The sequence below is a fragment of the Lonsdalea quercina subsp. quercina genome (assembly GCF_000688695.1).
GTDB lineage: Bacteria > Pseudomonadota > Gammaproteobacteria > Enterobacterales > Enterobacteriaceae > Lonsdalea > Lonsdalea quercina_D.
The window spans coordinates 200116-217848 of record NZ_JIBQ01000009.1; the positions used below are offsets into that span (position 1 = coordinate 200116).

At 55.9% G+C, this 17733-nt stretch carries 13 protein-coding genes; 5 read left to right on the plus strand and 8 right to left on the minus strand.

The window, feature by feature from the left end; all coding sequences use genetic code 11:
* Nucleotides 1-32 precede the first annotated feature (32 nt).
* Entirely contained in the window at nt 33-1625 is a 1593-nt protein-coding gene (locus SB13_RS10270) for a PTS transporter subunit EIIC (protein WP_026740268.1), read from the minus strand.
* A gap of 248 nt (nt 1626-1873) precedes the next feature.
* Between SB13_RS10270 and SB13_RS10275 the strand changes: the two genes are divergently transcribed.
* The 3 genes from SB13_RS10275 (at nt 1874) to osmB (ending at nt 7495) form a co-directional block, all read left to right on the plus strand.
* Nucleotides 1874-4183, plus strand: coding sequence for an FdhF/YdeP family oxidoreductase (locus SB13_RS10275; RefSeq protein ID WP_026740269.1), 2310 nt, complete (start codon nt 1874-1876; stop codon nt 4181-4183).
* A 183-nt stretch (nt 4184-4366) separates the two neighbouring features.
* On the plus strand, nt 4367-6298 hold the full coding sequence (locus SB13_RS10280) for an exoribonuclease II (protein WP_026740270.1): 1932 nt from the start codon (nt 4367-4369) through the stop codon (nt 6296-6298).
* 981 nt (nt 6299-7279) lie between these two features.
* Nucleotides 7280-7495, plus strand: coding sequence for an osmotically-inducible lipoprotein OsmB (osmB, locus tag SB13_RS10285; RefSeq protein ID WP_026740271.1), 216 nt, complete (start codon nt 7280-7282; stop codon nt 7493-7495).
* A gap of 54 nt (nt 7496-7549) precedes the next feature.
* Here the strand turns inward: osmB and yciH are convergent, their stop codons facing one another.
* The 5 genes from yciH to pgpB all read right to left on the minus strand — a co-directional run bounded on the left by yciH (nt 7550) and on the right by pgpB (nt 11328).
* A complete protein-coding gene (yciH, locus tag SB13_RS10290) occupies nt 7550-7879 on the minus strand; it encodes a stress response translation initiation inhibitor YciH (protein WP_026740272.1) in 330 nt (109 codons plus the stop codon).
* Nucleotides 7880-7881: 2 nt separating this feature from the next.
* On the minus strand, nt 7882-8613 hold the full coding sequence (gene pyrF, locus SB13_RS10295; protein ID WP_026740273.1) for an orotidine-5'-phosphate decarboxylase: 732 nt from the start codon (nt 8611-8613) through the stop codon (nt 7882-7884).
* A gap of 268 nt (nt 8614-8881) precedes the next feature.
* A complete protein-coding gene (lapB, locus tag SB13_RS10300; RefSeq protein ID WP_026740274.1) occupies nt 8882-10051 on the minus strand; it encodes a lipopolysaccharide assembly protein LapB in 1170 nt (389 codons plus the stop codon).
* Nucleotides 10052-10064: 13 nt separating this feature from the next.
* Nucleotides 10065-10370, minus strand: coding sequence for a LapA family protein (locus tag SB13_RS10305; RefSeq protein WP_026740275.1), 306 nt, complete (start codon nt 10368-10370; stop codon nt 10065-10067).
* Nucleotides 10371-10548: 178 nt separating this feature from the next.
* Nucleotides 10549-11328, minus strand: coding sequence for a phosphatidylglycerophosphatase B (gene pgpB, locus SB13_RS10310; RefSeq protein WP_026740276.1), 780 nt, complete (start codon nt 11326-11328; stop codon nt 10549-10551).
* A 266-nt stretch (nt 11329-11594) separates the two neighbouring features.
* On the opposite strand from pgpB, the gene ribA reads away from it, so the two are divergent.
* Complete coding sequence (gene ribA / locus SB13_RS10315; RefSeq protein ID WP_026740277.1) at nt 11595-12188, plus strand: GTP cyclohydrolase II; 594 nt, start codon at nt 11595-11597, stop codon at nt 12186-12188.
* Between the two features lie 50 nt (nt 12189-12238).
* Here ribA and SB13_RS10320 read toward each other — a convergent pair whose 3' ends face one another.
* Entirely contained in the window at nt 12239-13855 is a 1617-nt protein-coding gene (locus SB13_RS10320) for an ABC transporter substrate-binding protein (RefSeq protein ID WP_026740278.1), read from the minus strand.
* Between the two features lie 115 nt (nt 13856-13970).
* Nucleotides 13971-16655 (minus strand): aconitate hydratase AcnA, encoded by a 2685-nt coding sequence (gene acnA / locus SB13_RS10325; RefSeq protein WP_026740279.1) that lies wholly within the window; start codon nt 16653-16655, stop codon nt 13971-13973.
* 432 nt (nt 16656-17087) lie between these two features.
* Here acnA and gstA point away from each other — a divergent pair, with 432 nt between their 5' ends.
* The gene (gene gstA, locus SB13_RS10330) at nt 17088-17702 is read left to right on the plus strand and encodes a glutathione transferase GstA (protein WP_026740280.1); all 615 of its coding nucleotides are present in this window, start codon (nt 17088-17090) and stop codon (nt 17700-17702) included.
* Nucleotides 17703-17733: the final 31 nt, after the last annotated feature.

The window sequence follows — 17733 nt, forward strand, 5'->3', positions numbered from 1 at the left end:
AGCTGTTTCCCATTTTTCCGGTTGAGGTTTCATTACGCCGTGACGCCCAGCGCCGCTTTGACGTCGGTGGCGATTTTTTCCACTTTAGGCCCGTAGATAACCTGAACGTTATGTTCATTCACGCGTTTGACGCCATTCGCGCCCGTCGTCATCAGGGTTTTATCTACGACCAGGTTGATGTCTTTCACCCGCACGCGCAGCCGGGTAAAGCAGCAGTCCACTTCCGCGATATTGCTCTGCCCGCCCAGTCCGTCGATGATGGTTTGCGTCACTTCGCTGGCGCTCACGGCTGCGGGCGCCGGCGCTGTTTCAGACTCACGCCCCGGCGTCTCGACGTTCATACGCCTGATCACGAACTTGAACACGGAGTAGTAAATCAGGAAGTAAAACACCCCCAGCAATACCGCATACCACCAGTGGGTTTTCAGCCCGCCCAGCACGCCAAACACGATCAGGTCGATAGCGCCGCCTTGAATATTGCCGATCATCAGGTGGGCCAGAGACATCAACATGAAAGACAGGCCACTGAGCACGGCATGCAGCAGATACAGGACGGGCGAAGCGAAGATGAAGCAGAATTCGAGCGGCTCGGTGATCCCCGTCGTGAAAGACGCCAGTCCCCCAGCCAACATCAGCGCTTTCACCCGCTCTTTATGCTCAGGCCGGGCGCACTGATACATCGCCAGGGCCGCGCCGGGAAGCCCAAACATCATGACGGGGATCTTGCCCTGAGCCAGAAACTGGGTGGCGTTACGGATTACGTCATCGCTGACGGCGCCGGGGTGAGTCAGCGAGGTATTGAAGATATTCAACGCCCCCACCACCGTTTGACTGTCCACCGTCGCCACGCCGCCGATAGGAGTGAAGCGCACGGTTTCGTTCAGGATATGATGCAGACCCGTGGGGATGAGAATGCGCTCGGAAAAACCATAGAGAAACGCGCCGTACTGTCCGCTGTGGCCGATTAACGACCCGATCCAGGCGATGCCGGTGCCAATGGTCGGCCAAATCAACGCCAGACCGATGCCCACCAGCGGCAGGCACACCACCGTGATAATCGGCACGAAACGGCGACCGCCAAAAAAGCTGATCGCCGTCGGCAATTCGATCGTGTAGAAGCGGTTATGCAGCATGACCGTCACTACCCCGGCAATCACCCCGCCCAGCACGCTCATGTTGTAGGTAAAAATGCCCAGCGTTTTAGTGAATTCGGCGGCATACATCAGCGCCGCAGTGCGATCCATCCCCCCTGCCGTTAACGCTTCTACCGTGGTGGTCACCGGCGTGAGATTCTGCGCGGTGAGCGTCGCCTGCACGCCGACGTGCATGGAAAGAAAACCGATGACGGCGGCAAAGGCCGCCGTGGGTTTTTCGGCATTCGCCAGACCTATCGCGCTGGCGACAGCGAAAAACAGCGGGAGATTGGCGAAAAGCGCACCGGCGACCTGACGAATAAAACCAATAATGAGCTGCGGGATTTGCATATTGGCGAACGCATCGCCGGTGACGGCCGGGTTTTGCATCGCTGCCGCTAACCCCAGGAAAATCCCGGCGGCGGCGATGACCGAAATCGGCATCATGAGTGCCTTACCAAAGGCGTGAACCTTATTGCCAAGATCTTTCATTATTTGCCCTTCCTGTTTTCGTTCTGATTAAGGAATAGCCGGAAAATAACAAAATTTGTATATACAACTAGACAAAAAGAGCAAGATTCTGCACCCGGTCACACTTTATTTGCGATAAACCTCCTCTATCCCGCGATAGCTGTATTTGATTAGACGTCTCGGCCTGGCGATCCTAGACTTAACCTCTGACAGCAATTATTTAAAAAACCATTCACATATTAAAAACAATATGGCCCGCACATCCTATGATGAAATTTAAACCAGAAATCAAACCCTACCGCCGCGCTGCGGGCGGCTGGGGCTCGCTGGAAGCCACGACGCGTTATGTTCTGGACAGCAAAGAAGCGTTCAAAAACATTCGCAACTTGATGCGGGTCAACAAACCGCGCGGATTCGACTGCCCCGGCTGCGCCTGGGGCGACGATAATCACAGCACCTTCAGCTTCTGCGAAAACGGCGCCAAGGCGGTGAGCTGGGAAGCCACGCGCAAGGCGGCCGGACCCGAATTTTTCGCCGCGCATAGCGTCAGTACGTTGCGTCGCCAAAGCGATTACTTTCTGGAGTATCAGGGGCGCCTGACGCACCCGATGCGCTACGATCGCCATACGGACCACTACGTTCCCATCACGTGGGAACAGGCATTTGCGCTGATCGCGCATCATATTCATGGTCTGGATAATCCTAATCAGATGGAGCTGTATACGTCCGGACGCGCCAGCAACGAAGTCTCTTATCTCTATCAGCTGTTCGGCCGCATGATGGGGACCAATAACTTCCCGGACTGTTCCAATATGTGCCATGAAGCGAGCGGCACCGGGTTGAAACAGAGCATTGGGATCGGTAAAGGCACCGTGCGTCTGGATGATTTCAACCATGCCGACGCCATTTTGGTGTTCGGCCAGAACCCCGGCACCAATCATCCGCGCATGCTGCACAGCCTGCGCGCCGCGGCGGCACGCGGCGCGCACGTGATCACCTTCAATACGCTGCGCGAACGCGGGCTGGAGCGTTTTACCGACCCGCAAAACCCGGTAGAGATGCTGACGCCGCTATCGGGCACGATCAGCGATACCTACCTGCAGCCGAATTTAGGCGGCGATATGGCCGCCGTCCGCGGGCTCGTCAAAACCCTGCTGGAAACGCATCGCCAGCGTCTGGCCGCCGGCGAGCCCGGCATCTTCGATCAGGCATTTATCGACAGCCACACAGATGGGGCGGAAGCCTATCTTGAGCAGGTCGATGCGACGAGTTGGGACCATATCGTCGAACAATCGGGCCTGAGCGAAGCGCAGCTTCGCCATGTCGCCGAGCTTTACCTGAACTCCCCGCGGGTCATTTGCACTTGGGCGATGGGCATCACCCAGCATAAACACTCGGTGGCGACCGTGCGCGAGATCGTCAATCTTCAGTTGCTGTTCGGTCAACTGGGCAAACCGGGCGCGGGCCTGTGCCCTGTTCGCGGTCACAGTAACGTACAGGGTAATCGGACGATGGGGATTGATGAAAATCCCTCGGCGGCGATGTTGGACAGCCTCGCCGCACATTTTAACTTCACCCCGCCGCGTGAGCACGGTCACAACACCGTGCAGGCGATCGAAGCGATGTTGCGCGATGAAATCAAGGTGCTGATCGCGCTGGGCGGCAATCTGGCCGCCGCCGCGCCGGACAGCGAACGTACGGCGGACGCCATCAGCCGCTGCGATCTGACCGCTTACATCAGCACCAAGCTGAATCGCAGCCATCTGACCACCGGCCGGCAGGAATCCCTGATTCTGCCGACGCTGGGTCGTACAGATCAGGATGTGCAGGCGACCGGGCCTCAATACATCACCGTCGAAGACTCTTTCAGCATGGTTCACGCTTCCGAAGGCGTTGGGCAACCGCTCTCGCCTCAGCAACGTTCCGAGACGGCCATCGTCGCCGGTATCGCCCACACCGTGATGGGCGATGACCAGATCGACTGGCTGGCGTTGGCGGGAAATTATGATTTGATCCGCGACCATATCGCCGCGACGCTGCCGGGCTTTGATAACTTTAACCAGCGCTGCGCCGAACCAGGCGGCTTCTATCTGGGCAACGCGGCCGCCGAGTTACGTTTTAACACCCCCGCTAAAAAAGCCATGTTCAGTCATACGCCACTGCCTGCCAGCGTCGTCCCCGAACAGGACGGTGTGCGGGCGCCGTTTACCTTGCAAACTCTGCGCTCCCATGACCAGTACAACACCACCATCTATGGGCTGGATGATCGCTATCGGGGGGTTTATGGCCAACGTGAGGTGTTATTCATGCATCCGGACGATATCGCTGCGCTGGGACTTCAAGACGGCGATCGGGTGGACATTGAAACGTTGTGGCATGACGGCATTACCCGTAAAGTCAGCGGATTCCGACTCGTGGAATATGCTATCCCACGCGGGAATCTGGCCGCCTACTATCCGGAAACTAATCCGCTGGTGCCGCTCTCCAGCTATGGCGATCAGACGTTTACCCCCACCTCCAAATCGATTCCCGTGCGCGTCTCTCGAAGTCCGGTCGTGCCGCTGCAGAGGATAGCCTGATCAAAGGCGTAACCGTCGCCAAAAGCGCGTAGGCGCCCTATGCCGCCGGTTACGCCCTCTTTTCCCCCTTTCGTCATGGTCGGCAATTCTTGCGGCAGCTCCCGATCAACGCTTGCCGCCGGGGCACGATTCGCGTAAAACTGTGGGCCGCTAAAGCCACCTATAACCGCATTTCTGGACGCTATGTTTCAAGACAATCCGCTGCTTGCACAGCTTAAACAGCAACTCCACTCTAAGACGCCACGTGTAGAAGGCGTCGTAAAAGGCACCGATAAGGGATTTGGTTTTCTTGAAGCCGACGCACAGAAGAGCTACTTCATCCCGCCGCCTCACATGAAAAAAGTGATGCACGGCGACCGAATCGTTGCGACGCTGCATACGGAAAAAGATCGTGAAATCGCCGAGCCGGAATCCCTGATCGAACCGTTCCTGACCCGTTTCGTGGGCCGCGTCCAGAAAAAAGACGACCGTCTGTCGATCACCCCTGACCATCCGTTACTGAAAGATGCGATCAGCTGCCGTGTCGCACGTCAACTTGACCAAGATATTCAGGATGGCGACTGGGTGGTAGCGGAGATGCGTCGCCACCCGCTCAAAGGCGACCGTAATTTTCATGCGGAAATCACCGAGTACATTACGACCGGCGACGATCCGCTGGTGCCATGGTGGGTGACGTTGTCACGCCATAACCTGGAGCGCAGCGCGCCGGAAAACGACGCCGCTGAGATGAATGATGGTGTACTGACGCGAGAGGATTTAACCGCGCTGGACTTCGTCACCATTGATAGCGCGAGCACCGAAGATATGGATGACGCGCTGTATGTCCGCGATAACGGCGACGGGACGCTGGAAATGACGGTAGCGATCGCCGATCCGACCGCCTATGTCCCCGCCGACAGCGAACTGGACGCCGTCGCCCGCAAACGCGCTTTTACCAACTACCTTCCCGGTTTCAACATTCCGATGTTACCGCGTCACTTGTCGGACGATATCTGCTCCCTGCGCCCGCACGAACGCCGTCCGGTGATGGCCTGCCGCGTTACATTGGCCGAGGATGGCGCGATGAGCGACATTCACTTTTTCGCCGCCTGGATCGAGTCCCGCGCCAAGCTGGTTTACGACGAAGTGTCCGACTGGCTGGAAGAGAGAGGCGAATGGCAGCCCCAGAGCGAGGCCATCGCTACTCAGGTCCGTCTGTTGCACAAGATGTCTCAGCTGCGCAGCGCCTGGCGCACGGCGAACGCGCTGGTGTTTAAAGACCGCCCGGACTACCGCTTCCTGCTGGGAGAAAAAGGCGAAGTGCTGGATATCGTGGTCGAACCGCGCCGTATCGCCAATCGCATCGTCGAAGAAGCCATGATCGCCGCTAACGTCTGTGCAGCCATCGTGTTGCGCGAAAAATTGGGCTTCGGCATCTACAACATCCACAACGGGTTCGATCCGGTTACGGTTGAACAGGCGGTCGCCATTCTGGCAAGCAACGAAATTCAGGCCGATGCGCAGCAGATATTAACGCTGGAAGGCTTCTGCGTGTTGCGTCGCCAATTAGATGCCCTGCCGACCCAGTTCCTGGATAGCCGTATGCGCCGCTTCCAGTCGTTTGCCGAAATCAGCACCGAACCGGGTCCTCACTTCGGTCTGGGGTTGGAAGCCTATGCCACCTGGACGTCGCCCATTCGTAAATACGGCGATATGGTCAACCATCGCCTGCTGAAAGCGATTATCACCGGTCAGGCCGCAGAGAAACCTCAGGAAGACGTCACCGTTCAGTTGGCGGAGCGTCGTCGCCTCAATCGCATGGCCGAACGCGACGTCAGCGATTGGCTGTACGCGCGCTACCTGAAGGCGCATGCGGGCACCGACACGCGCTTCTCCGCCGAGATCATGGACGTCACGCGCGGCGGTCTGCGGGTTCGCCTGCTGGACAACGGCGCAACGGCATTTATCCCGGCCTCATTCATTCATGCCGTCCGCGACGAGCTGGTATGCAGTCAGGATACGGGAACCGTCACTATCAAGGGTGAGGTGGTCTACCGCCAGAGCGACAAGCTGGACGTGATGTTGAAAGAAGTGCGTCTGGAGACGCGCAGCATCATCGCCAAACCGGCAGCCTAACTCGCTACGACGCCATCAGGGTCTCCTGATGGCGTCAGCTCCCGCCGGATAATCTTATTCCCTTCGTTCTTCGGCTTCCGAGCCACACGTTATCGCTCTACCTCTGCATCATCCGCGAGATCGTAACAAGCGCATTCGCCTGATGGCTGAACGCGTTCCCCTGCGTGGCTATGAGGCCAGCCATTAACTGCCTACAGACCAGCTGACCCACACCTTGCATCGTTAAAACCTCACGCCGCCTTTCAAAGGTTAAACATAATTTACTGATCAAATATCAGGCTTACCTACCTTGCTTTGGCGACGTAGACTGGGGTTGCACATTTTCACAGCAATCATAGAAAGGAAAAATGATGAAAAAGATCGCAGCATTATTGTTAATCGCCGTTATTGGTACACTGTCTACATCAGCATTCGCCTGCCCTAAAGGACAGCATCCTCATGGCGGAACGGGGTCCCATCATAAAGGGGGACATTGTTCTTTCTAAACATCAAACCCGCTATCACAGCGGGTTCATTTTTCCGAGTATCCGCCCACCTTCCGTCTTTCCCCGTCAAAATCATTAACCATTTTTATGTTCATATCTCGAATGAGGCAAAGCGTGTACGCTCTTTGAACGGCTGCAGCACGGGGTAAGCTTGTCGATACGAAAGGGCGATTCTCCGTCATACCCGCGATGATTTGTCGGCCCCGTCATCGCTGCCGACTCATGGGGACTGGAACTCTGTCAGAGCAGGAAGAAATAGCGAAATACCGCGAGGAAAGCCAGCGGACAGGTCAGTGGCACAAAGCGAACGATGGGATGACTAGAATTAAGAGTTTTTACCTATCGTAATTTTTGCCGACATTTATACTGCGCGTCAGGTAACAAAGCGTGAGTGAGTTGTAGTTAATTTTACAGAATGATGCCATCACCCTATTTCTTATGGGAAACAGTGATAAATCGTTGATTTCCCCTAAGACGGCATCAACAGGAGAAGACCATGAGAGTAAATAAGGCATTGGCAGTTACGGTACTTGCGGTAGTCATGGCAGGAAGCCTGACCGGTTGTTCCAATATGTCTAAACGCGATCGCAATACAGCTATCGGTGCAGGCGTAGGCGCCGTAGGCGGAGCCGTTCTGACCGGCGGCAGTACGCTCGGCACCTTAGGTGGAGCGGCGCTCGGCGGCGTCATCGGCCACGAAGTCAAAAGATAATTCTTATGGGCAGGTTTCCGTTACCGGACCTGCCCATGTCTGTCTTGCCCGCGGTTAACCCCCCGCCAGCTTCACCTTCATTCCTTTCGCTTCCAGCAGCTGTTTCAACATATCGCGCTTATCGCCCTGAATTTCGATTACGCCCTCTTTGAGTGATCCGCCGCAGCCGCATTTTTTCTTCAATTCGGCCGCCAGTTTTTGCAACGCATCATCATCAAGGTCAATGCCGGTGATCACACACACGCCTTTGCCTTTACGACCACTCGTCTGGCGCTGAATACGCACGATGCCATCGCCTTTTGGACGCTCGACCGGGGCGGTTTTCTCCGCAATGCGTCCGCTATCCGTCGAATACACCAGCGGGTTGTCATCACGATAACTCATATTTATTCTCCTAACGTCGCCAGAATCGCGTTCAATGTTTGCGCCGGATCGGCCGACTGGGTAATTGGACGGCCAATCACCATGTAGTCGACGCCGGCCAGCTTCGCCTGCTCTGGAGTCATAATTCTACGCTGGTCGCCAGCCGCACTGCCTGCCGGGCGAATCCCCGGCGTGACCAGCTGAAAAGCCGCGCCGCAGCGCTGTTTAAGACGCTCCGCCTCGTGCGCCGAACAGACCACGCCGTCCAGCCCGCATTGCTGCGTGAGCACCGCCAGCCGCTCGGCCTGCTCTGCCGAAGACAGCGTGATCCCCAACCCGCGCAGATCGTCCTCATCCATGCTGGTCAGCACCGTGACGGCAATCAGTAAGGGCGCATCAGCCCCGTACGGCAACAATGCCTCTTTTGCCGCCTGCATCATGCGCGCGCCGCCGCTGGCATGCACATTGACCATCCACACGCCCAATTCCGCCGCGGCGGCAACCGCACGCGCCGTCGTATTGGGAATATCGTGGAATTTCAGATCGAGAAACACCTCAAAGCCGCGCTGTTGTAAATCGTTGACCAATTGTGGCCCAAACAACGTAAACATCTCTTTGCCGACTTTTAACCGGCAACGCTGCGGGTCGATGCGATCAACAAATTCATAAGCATCGCGCTGACTGGCGTAATCAAGGGCAACAATAATCGGCGAGGAGTGGGAAGTCTGTTTCTGCGTTACGTTTTGGCCTTTCACTGGCGTTATCCCCGAGGTATTGATGTGGATTTAACGTCGCGGGGAGAAAGACGCCGCACGACAACTCGACGAACGGCGCAAAGGGTCTCCCACCGACAAGAGACTAAGCGTTAATTTCCGCCGCATTCTACATGCCCCGCCCGCCAAATCCCAGTAGCTGCGGAGCCGAGACGCATTCAGTGCCGGCGTCTGACACATATGTTCGAAGAGAATAAGGATGTTGTAACTATTTAGCGGGATAGACGGTCAAGTCGGCGCGGGCGAGAAATTATTGGCCGTCCAACCCGCGTATCGGCTTGATCGTGGCCCAGGAGCGACAGGACGGACAGTGCCAGTAAAGGGATTGTGAGGCGAAGCCGCACTTATGGCAGCTGTAACGCGGCTTGGTCTGAATTTGCTCCCCCACCATGTCTCGCAACACCATCAGGCTGTCTTTGGCGCGCCCTTCTTCGGCTTCACTCAGGTGGAAGTCCATTAGCCGGTGGAAAACGCGCATAGTTGGGTGTCGCTGCAGCTGGCGGTTGATATAGACCTGCGCCACCTCAGCCCCTTCTTCGTTCTCCAGAATATCCGCCAGCATTAAGTCGGCGGTAGCGCCGGTATTTTCCTCAACGCAGCGTTTCAGAAACATCGCCCACTCCAGCGGTTGGTTCAGGTGTTGATAACACTCCTGAAGCATCGGCAGCGTTTCCGTTACGAAATCTTTATCCTGATCCAGCACCTGCCGCAAAGCCGTCACCGCCTTGGCATACTGCTGCTGCGCCATGTAAATACGTCCCATCATGATGGACGCTCGAGCGCAAAGCTTATCGGACGCCGCCGCTTTCTTTAGCAGGGACAACGCCTTATCAAGATCGTCGCTGCCCATCGCCTGCAACGCTAACTCACAGTAGAAATGTGCAATTTCGCTGCACAGACGCTCTTTCCCGAGCTTGACCAACTTTTCGGCCGTCTCAATCGCATTTTGCCAGTCGCTGGTCGACTGATGAATCTGCAACAGTTGCTGGAGTGCGGTCAGCCGAAAATCGTCCTCGTCCACGAGTTGATTGAAGATCTCTTCTGCGCGGTCATACAACCCGGCGGTCATATAGTCGCGACCCAGCTGTTGCACGGCCAGCAGGCGTTGTTCAAAACTGAGGGAGGCGCTTTCAGTCAGCGCTTGGTGGATGCGGATAGCCCGGTCTACCTCGCCGCGGGAGCGAAACAGGTTACCCAGCGTCAGATGAGCTTCGAAGGTGTTGCTGTCGTCCTTGAGCATATCAAGAAACAATTCGACGGCTTTGTCCTGCTGGTTGGACAGCAGGAAGTTCACGCCCGTCACATACTCACGCGACAGGCGGTTAGCCTCATCCTGTTTGCCCTGCTGTACACTCCTGCGGCCCATGTACCAACCGTATGCGGCAGCAACGGGCAACAACAGAAACAGCAGTTCAAGCATAAAAAATCATTCCTTAGTGAGTCACAGGCTCGGGAGAGACCGTTTTGCTCTCATCCGAGTCGGGCAGTTGCTGCTCAAGACGTTTGATTTTACGTTGTTCACGGCCTAGCGCAATGCGTAAACGCAGATAAAACAGTCCGCAAATGACCCATCCCAGCACAAAACCGGCGGCAAACAACGTCGCTAACAGCGTAGACAAACGGTATTGCCCCTGCGCGATAAGATAACTGAAGGTCACGACTTGATCGTTATGGGCTCCCAGCGTGATAGCCACAATGAAGATCGCCAACACGAGTAAAAAAATCAGCAAATATTTCACGTCTTTTTCCTGTGATATCGCTTGAAATAAAATGAATTATGCCGAAATCGGCAACGGACCCCATTTAAGTTAGCACTTCCGCCCCGACGTGGGAAACTCGTGAGAAAAAGAGCGTCACGCGAGTCGCTGGTATGCCCGTTTCGGCGTACGTGAGTGCATCATCATACACACGTCAGGCTTAAGCATCGCCTTCATGTGACAACGTCACTGTTTGTTTTTCTTGCTCAGCCTCGGTCTCTGCGGCTGTCAAAGGCCCACACCATCGAGATGCCAGCCGGGTCGCGACCAATACCAGCAACCAGCTAATGGCCGTCGCCATCATCAGGTCCTGAGGCCAATGCATGCCCAGCGCTAAACGGCTCCCCATGACGGCCACCGCCCACGCCATCACTATCGTCACGGTCACGTAGTGGCGACGCGCCCACAGCAAGCCGACCGCCAATAGCGCCCAAGAGGCGGCGAACATGGTGTGACCTGACGGGAACGCAAAGCCGGTTTCCGCCTGCCAGTGATGACGTAACCATTGGGGCAGCTGATGATCATCATGCAATTGGCTTTTAACCAATGCCGACCGCTCGGATCGCGGCAACGAATAGAAATAAGCCTCATCGACCTGATGGCTCTTTTCGAGCCACTCGACAAAGGGTCTGGGTTCCTGTACCCAGCTTTTGATCGCCGATTTCACACCCTGCCCGATACCAATGGTCACGATCAGAATAGCGAACACGCCCAGCGTCGGTTTCAGGCTGAAACGCAGGCACCACAAGAACCAAAGTGACAGCACGATGCTCGTCACTACGCCCCAGGGCGACGTCACCGTTTCCGTGATCCAAAACAGCACACGCAGCCACCCGCCGGTCAGGTGTGGATGCCACTGCCACCCGCTCAACCAGACCCCAAGGGGCATAATCAGCAGCAACAGCGCGCCAATGGTAACTCTTTTAGTGATTCCGTACATTAATTCTCCCTATAATTCAGAGGGATATAAGGCCAATAAAATTTTTCCGATATTATCAGAAAAGAGGACATAGGCGTTTAGTATGACGTAAAATACCTTTCGGTTACGTCAACGGCTTAGTGAGTAAAGTGTAGGCTTTGTTTCGCCTCTTATAAGTCCCACCAGTCTAAAAAACCGCCATTCATCCGGTCTTTTGTTAGCCTGCTATAGAGGTTTCGAGCAAAAGTAGTAGGATGCACTCTGTCTTTTTTATGTTGGAGATTAACATGCAGCTAAAACGGGTTGCCGAGGCCAAATTACCCACCCCGTGGGGCGATTTCCTGATGGTAGGCTTTGAAGAAACAGCGACCGGGCATGACCATCTTGCGTTGGTGTATGGCGATATCTCCGGCTCCGAGCCCGTTCTGGCCCGCGTTCATTCCGAATGTCTGACGGGCGACGCGCTGTTTAGTCTGCGCTGCGACTGTGGTTTTCAGCTGGAAGCCGCCCTAAATCAAATCGCCGAGGCGGGTCGCGGGGTACTGCTTTATCATCGTCAGGAAGGCCGTAACATCGGTCTGCTGAACAAGATTCGCGCCTATGCATTACAGGATAAAGGTGCCGACACCGTTGAGGCGAACCATCAACTGGGCTTCGCCGCGGATGAGCGAGACTTCACGCCGTGTGCGGATATGTTCAAGCTGTTGGGCGTAGCGCAGGTTCGGTTGCTGACGAATAATCCGCAAAAGGTGAAAATCCTGAGCGAAGCAGGCATCAACATTGTTGAACGCGTGCCGCTGATTGTGGGACAAAATCCGAAAAACGAACGCTATATGGCGACCAAAGCCGCCAAGATGGGTCATCTGCTGGAAGACAAATAGCATCACAACACCCGGAACAACCAACAGTTAGGTGTTCCGGGCTTGATGGCTCAATGTTTGATGATATAAAAATCCCGCGTGTAGAAATTCCCTTGCAGGTCGGTTTTGAATCCCCCTACATAGGGTTTAACCAACTGACTACGCACGTAATAGTAAATCGGGATCAGCGGCATCTGTTGCTGGAGGATCGCTTCCGCATGATGGTAGTTCGTGTTGCGCTCCTCAAGACTTCCAGCATTAATCGCTTTGTCCTGCAACGCATCAAAGGCGGGGNCGCTGAACTTGCCTTGGTTGTTACTGTCATTGCTGCGCAGGGTATTAAAATAGGTCGACGGCTCGTTGTAGTCCGCAACCCATGATGACCTCACTACCTGGAAGCGTCCGTTGCGCATCGTATCCAGCAGGGTTTTCCACTCCTGACTGACCAGTTTAGTTTCTACGCCCAGCGACTGTTTCCACATGGCGCTGGCCGCTATCGCCAGCTTCTGATGAGCCTCAGACGTGTTGTACAGTAGTTCGAAGCGCAAAGGATGACCCGCGCCGAAGCCTGCTTCCTGCAGCAGTTTTTTTGCCTCCGCAATGCGCTGCTGCTGGTTCCAGCCAGCCCAGACAGGCTGGTTGCTGGTATAGCCCGCCATCCCCGGCGGAACCAGGTTGTAAGCCGGTCTCTCCCCCATGCCCATCACCTTCTCGGCAATCACCGCTTTGTCCAACGCCAAATCGAGCGCCCGCCGCACGCGCGCGTCGTTAAACGGCGGTATTTGCGTGTTGAATTTATAGAAATAGGTGGAGAGGAAAGGAGACACTTTGACCTGACCTGGTAACGACTGCTGCAGGGACTTAAACAGCTGCGGCGGCAAGGTATTGGTGATATCGATTTCGCCGGACTTAAAACGATTGGTCTCTGCGGTCGGCGACGCGATGGGCAGATAGGTCACCTTATCAATCACCGTATGGGCGTTATCCCAGTAACGCGGATTGCGCTTTCCGACCAGCCTTTCGTTAACCACCCACTCACTGAGCGTATAAGGACCGCTGCTAACAAAGTTGCCTGGCTGCGTCCATCTATCGCCATACTTTTCAACTACCGCTTTTGGCAGCGGGGATAACACATAATGCGAGGCCATCGACAAGAAGTAAGACAGCGGTTGGTCGAGCGTGATCTGCACCGTTTGCGGATCTAACGCCTTAATGCCCAGCGTCTCCGGTCCCTTTTCACCACGCGTAATCGCTTCTCCATTCAGCACATGCATGCTTTGAATAAACGACTGGTACGGCGACACCGTTTTCGGATCGCTGAGGCGACGCCAGCTGAACACGACGTCGTCAGCGGTGATCGGACTGCCGTCGGACCAGGTCAATCCCGGACGCAGATGGAAAGTCCATACCCGATAGTCCTTGTTCTCCCAGCGTTCCGCAATTCCGCCGCTAAAGGTGCCGTCATCGTTCGCCCAAATCAGATTGTCGAAGAAATCATGGATAATATTGGATTCAACGTCACTCTCCGCCCGATTCGGATCCAGCGTCGCAGGTTCCGAACCGTTGCCGCGCACCAGTTCCTGCTTGTCCGACAGCACGGTGCCAGCGGGGACTACCGCCGCCTCCGTTGCGGCCCCCATGCTCAACGCGCCCAGCACCACCGCCAGCCTCAGATGTTCCTTTGCCATTGTGTTTCCCTCTTACACGATGTGATGGTAAAAAACTGCGGCCTCAGTGATACGCGATTATTTGACCTTCAACAAGAGGACGTTCGTATGACCTCACTCGTCACAAGTGACAACGTCACTTTGATTTCAGCATATTGCGGATGACGTAGTGCAAAATGCCGCCGTGACGGTAGTAGGTCAGTTCGTTACCGGTATCAATACGGCAGTGGGTGCTCACCGTTTGGGTTTTCCCCTCCTCTGAGGTCATTGTCACTGCCACCGTACTGCCGGGTTGCAAATCTGTCAGCCCAGCAATATCGATACGCTCCCCACCGCTTAGCCCCAGCGTTTTGCGAGTCACACCGGCGGGAAACTCCAAGGGAAGGATCCCCATGCCAATCAGGTTGGAACGGTGAATACGCTCAAACGTTTCTGCTATCACCACACGAACGCCCAGCAGGCTGGGGCCTTTAGCGGCCCAGTCTCGACTTGACCCGGAGCCGTACTCCTTGCCCGCAATGACCGCCAACGGGACCTGCACCTGCTGATATCGCATCGCGGCATCGTAAATCGCCAGGACCTCCTGCGAGGGGAGGTGTCGGGTATACCCCCCTTCCGTGCCCGGCACCATTTCATTGCGGATACGGATATTGGCGAACGTCCCGCGCATCATGACTTCATGATTTCCCCGGCGAGAGCCGTAGGAGTTGAACGCGTCTGGCTCCACGCCATGCGCCTGCAAATAGCGGCCCGCCGGACTGTCGGCCTTGATATTCCCTGCAGGAGAAATATGGTCAGTGGTGACGGAGTCGCCCAGGATAGCGAGGATTCTGGCGCCATGAATGTCTTCAACCGGCTCCGGCGCGATCTGCATCGTATTGAAAAACGGCGTTTGGCGAATGTAGGTGGAGTCAGCCGGCCAGCGATAAGTCGGTTCATCGCCAACCGCTATCGCCCGCCACTCTTCCGTTCCGGAAAAGACTTCGGCATACTCGCGACGAAACATATCCGTGCTGACGATTTGAACCGCCTCCGCGACTTCTTTCGCGGAAGGCCAGATATCACGCAGGTAAACCGGCTGGCCTTCATCATCCTCACCCAGCGGCTCACGGCTGAGATCCACCGTCATATTGCCCGCCAGCGCATAAGCCACCACCAGCGGCGGAGACGCCAGCCAGTTAGTTTTCACCAGGGGATGAATGCGGCCTTCAAAGTTGCGGTTGCCGGACAGCACCGCGCCGACGGTCAAGTCGCTTTGTCGGATCGCGGCTTCAATCGGCGCGGGTAATGGCCCGGAGTTGCCGATACAGGTGGTGCAGCCATACCCCACCAGATTAAAGCCCAGCCGATCCAACGCAGCGGTAAGCCCGGCGCGCGCCAGATATTCCGTGACGACACGTGAGCCGGGCGCGAGAGACGTTTTCACCCACGGGCGGGTACGCAGTCCGCGCGCTACCGCATTACGCGCTAGCAGGCCCGCCGTCATCAAGACATTCGGGTTGGAAGTGTTGGTGCAGGACGTGATTGCCGCGATAACCACAGCGCCGTCCCGCAATGCCTGCGTTTCACCTGCCGGCAAGTTGATCGGCGCGGAGGCCTGCTGCGGCTGCTTCCGATTGAGATCCAGCTCACAACTGGCCCGAAAGGCCGCGGGCACATCGGCCAAGGCGACGCGATCCTGCGGGCGTTTGGGGCCCGCCAGGCTGGTTTCGACCTCGGACATATCGAGTTCAAGCTGGCTGGAAAAGCGAGGTTCATCACCCGGATTGCGCCACAGTCCCTGCCGCTTGCAGTAATTTTCCACCAGCGCGATCTGCTCTTCGCTGCGATTGGTCAGACGCAGATAGTTCAAGGTCACCTCATCGACGGGGAAAAAGCCGCAGGTGGCGCCGTACTCCGGGGCCATGTTGCCTAACGTCGCCCGATCGGCCAGCGGTAAATAGGCTAGACCATCACCGTAAAACTCCACGAATTTTCCTACGACGCCATGTTTGCGCAGCATCTGAGTGACCGTCAGCACCAAATCGGTCGCGGTGATACCTTCACGCAATCGTCCCGTCAGTTTGAATCCCACGACGTCCGGGATCAGCATGGAGATGGGCTGGCCCAGCATCGCCGCTTCAGCTTCGATACCGCCGACGCCCCAGCCCAATACACCCAAACCATTCACCATCGTTGTATGGGAGTCTGTGCCGACCAACGTATCCGGATAGGCGATCCGCCGCTCTCCGTCCTGATCGAACCAGACGGTTTTGGCCAAGTACTCCAGATTCACCTGATGGCAGATTCCGGTGCCGGGCGGCACCACGCTGAAGTGACGGAAGGCTTTTTGCCCCCATCGCAGAAACGCATACCGCTCATGATTACGTGTCATTTCCAGCCGTGTATTTTCCGCTAGCGCGTCCTCTTCGCCGAAATGGTCCACCGTCACCGAATGGTCGATCACCAGATCAACCGGGGCCCGTGGGTTAACCTTGTCGACATCGCCACCGAGCCGCCGAACGGCATCCCGCATCGCCGCCAAATCAACCACGGCGGGGACGCCGGTGAAGTCCTGCATCAGCACGCGAGCCGGTCGGTAGGCGATCTCCCGATCTCCGTGGGCACTGGCTTGCCACGCGACCAGCGCGCGCAGATCGTCATCACCCACGCTATCGCCGTCGTAGAATCGCAGCACGTTTTCAAATAACACTTTGAGGGATTTCGGTAAGGCGTCGATATTGCCCCAGCGCTTGGCAGCCAACGCCAGACTAAAGAAATGATAGGTGTGCTGACCCGCGGTCAGCGTTTCCATGCAGGCATTGCGACGTTGTATTGACATGCTTCCTCCAGGCGAATGCGTGACTGCCCTGCGGGACGCCGTAGGGGCAGAGCAGGACGTTCGCGCCAGCGGGCAGGAGAGCCATCACTGATGGCCGCCGGCAGATAATAACCGGCATCTGTTTGTGGTCTTATTTAAAAATAACACAAACAAAAAATAACGTTTCCATAACAATGGCCGTTATCATAACGATAGGCATGAGCTAAAAATACGGCGCTACTTTCGGCATGTGGCGAGAAAGGCGAGAGAAAAATCGGTTATATCGCGCGCAGATTGGCGCCTAGAGAAGCAGACAACAATGAGTTTTTACTGTAAATAATAGGCGAGGCAATGCACATCACGCCTCAACGACTTCTCGCCACCATACTGAATCAGCCTAGAACAAGAACAACACATCAAATTAAATGGCAGTTTTTACGGAAGGAACGACGTATGAAACTCTATTACACCCCTGGCAGTTCCGCGCTGTTTCCTCATATCATCTTGTGCGAAACACGCGCGCACTTCACGCTGGAACGGGTGGACCTGCACACCAAAAAGACCGAACAAGGCCGGGATTACCTGCACATCGCGCCTAAAGGTTTAGTCCCGGCGCTGGAGCTGGACGACGGCAGCGTCCTCACCGAAGCCGTCGCCATCGGGCTCTATCTGGCGGATAAGGCGCCGCAATACAATCTCATTGCGCCCCCAGACACCATCCATCATTACCATGCCATCGAGTGGTTGAACTACATCGCGATGGAAGTGCACAAAGCGGTATCGCCACTGTTTCGCTCAGGCACCCCCGAGTCCTACAAAGACCTGATGAGAAGCTATCTTAAGCAACGATTCAACTATTTGAATATGGTGTTGAGCGAGCACGACTACCTCATCGGTAACCGTTTTGGCGTCGCCGATGCCTATCTGTTCACCATCGCCCGCTGGACGCATAAGTTGAAGTTTGATTTGAGTACTTTCCCGGCGCTGAACAACTACATTGAGCGAGTGGGCAGCCGGCCGTCAGTTGAAAAAGCCATGACGGCGGAAGGACTTGAGCTCATCATCTAAATCTCGCATCGTTCAATGCGAAAAAAAGGGG

Bases quoted from the DNA above. Each gene is read 5' to 3' on its own strand.
- pgpB (WP_026740276.1), bottom strand. From the start codon at position 11,328: ATGTACGGAATCACTAAAAGAGTTACCATTGGCGCGCTGTTGCTGCTG.
- yciH (WP_026740272.1), bottom strand. From the start codon at position 7,879: ATGAGTTATCGTGATGACAACCCGCTGGTGTATTCGACGGATAGCGGA.
- SB13_RS10270 (WP_026740268.1), bottom strand. From the start codon at position 1,625: ATGAAAGATCTTGGCAATAAGGTTCACGCCTTTGGTAAGGCACTCATG.
- osmB (WP_026740271.1), top strand. From the start codon at position 7,280: ATGAGAGTAAATAAGGCATTGGCAGTTACGGTACTTGCGGTAGTCATG.
- acnA (WP_026740279.1), bottom strand. From the start codon at position 16,655: ATGTCAATACAACGTCGCAATGCCTGCATGGAAACGCTGACCGCGGGT.
- ribA (WP_026740277.1), top strand. From the start codon at position 11,595: ATGCAGCTAAAACGGGTTGCCGAGGCCAAATTACCCACCCCGTGGGGC.
- SB13_RS10280 (WP_026740270.1), top strand. From the start codon at position 4,367: ATGTTTCAAGACAATCCGCTGCTTGCACAGCTTAAACAGCAACTCCAC.
- gstA (WP_026740280.1), top strand. From the start codon at position 17,088: ATGAAACTCTATTACACCCCTGGCAGTTCCGCGCTGTTTCCTCATATC.
- SB13_RS10275 (WP_026740269.1), top strand. From the start codon at position 1,874: ATGAAATTTAAACCAGAAATCAAACCCTACCGCCGCGCTGCGGGCGGC.
- lapB (WP_026740274.1), bottom strand. From the start codon at position 10,051: ATGCTTGAACTGCTGTTTCTGTTGTTGCCCGTTGCTGCCGCATACGGT.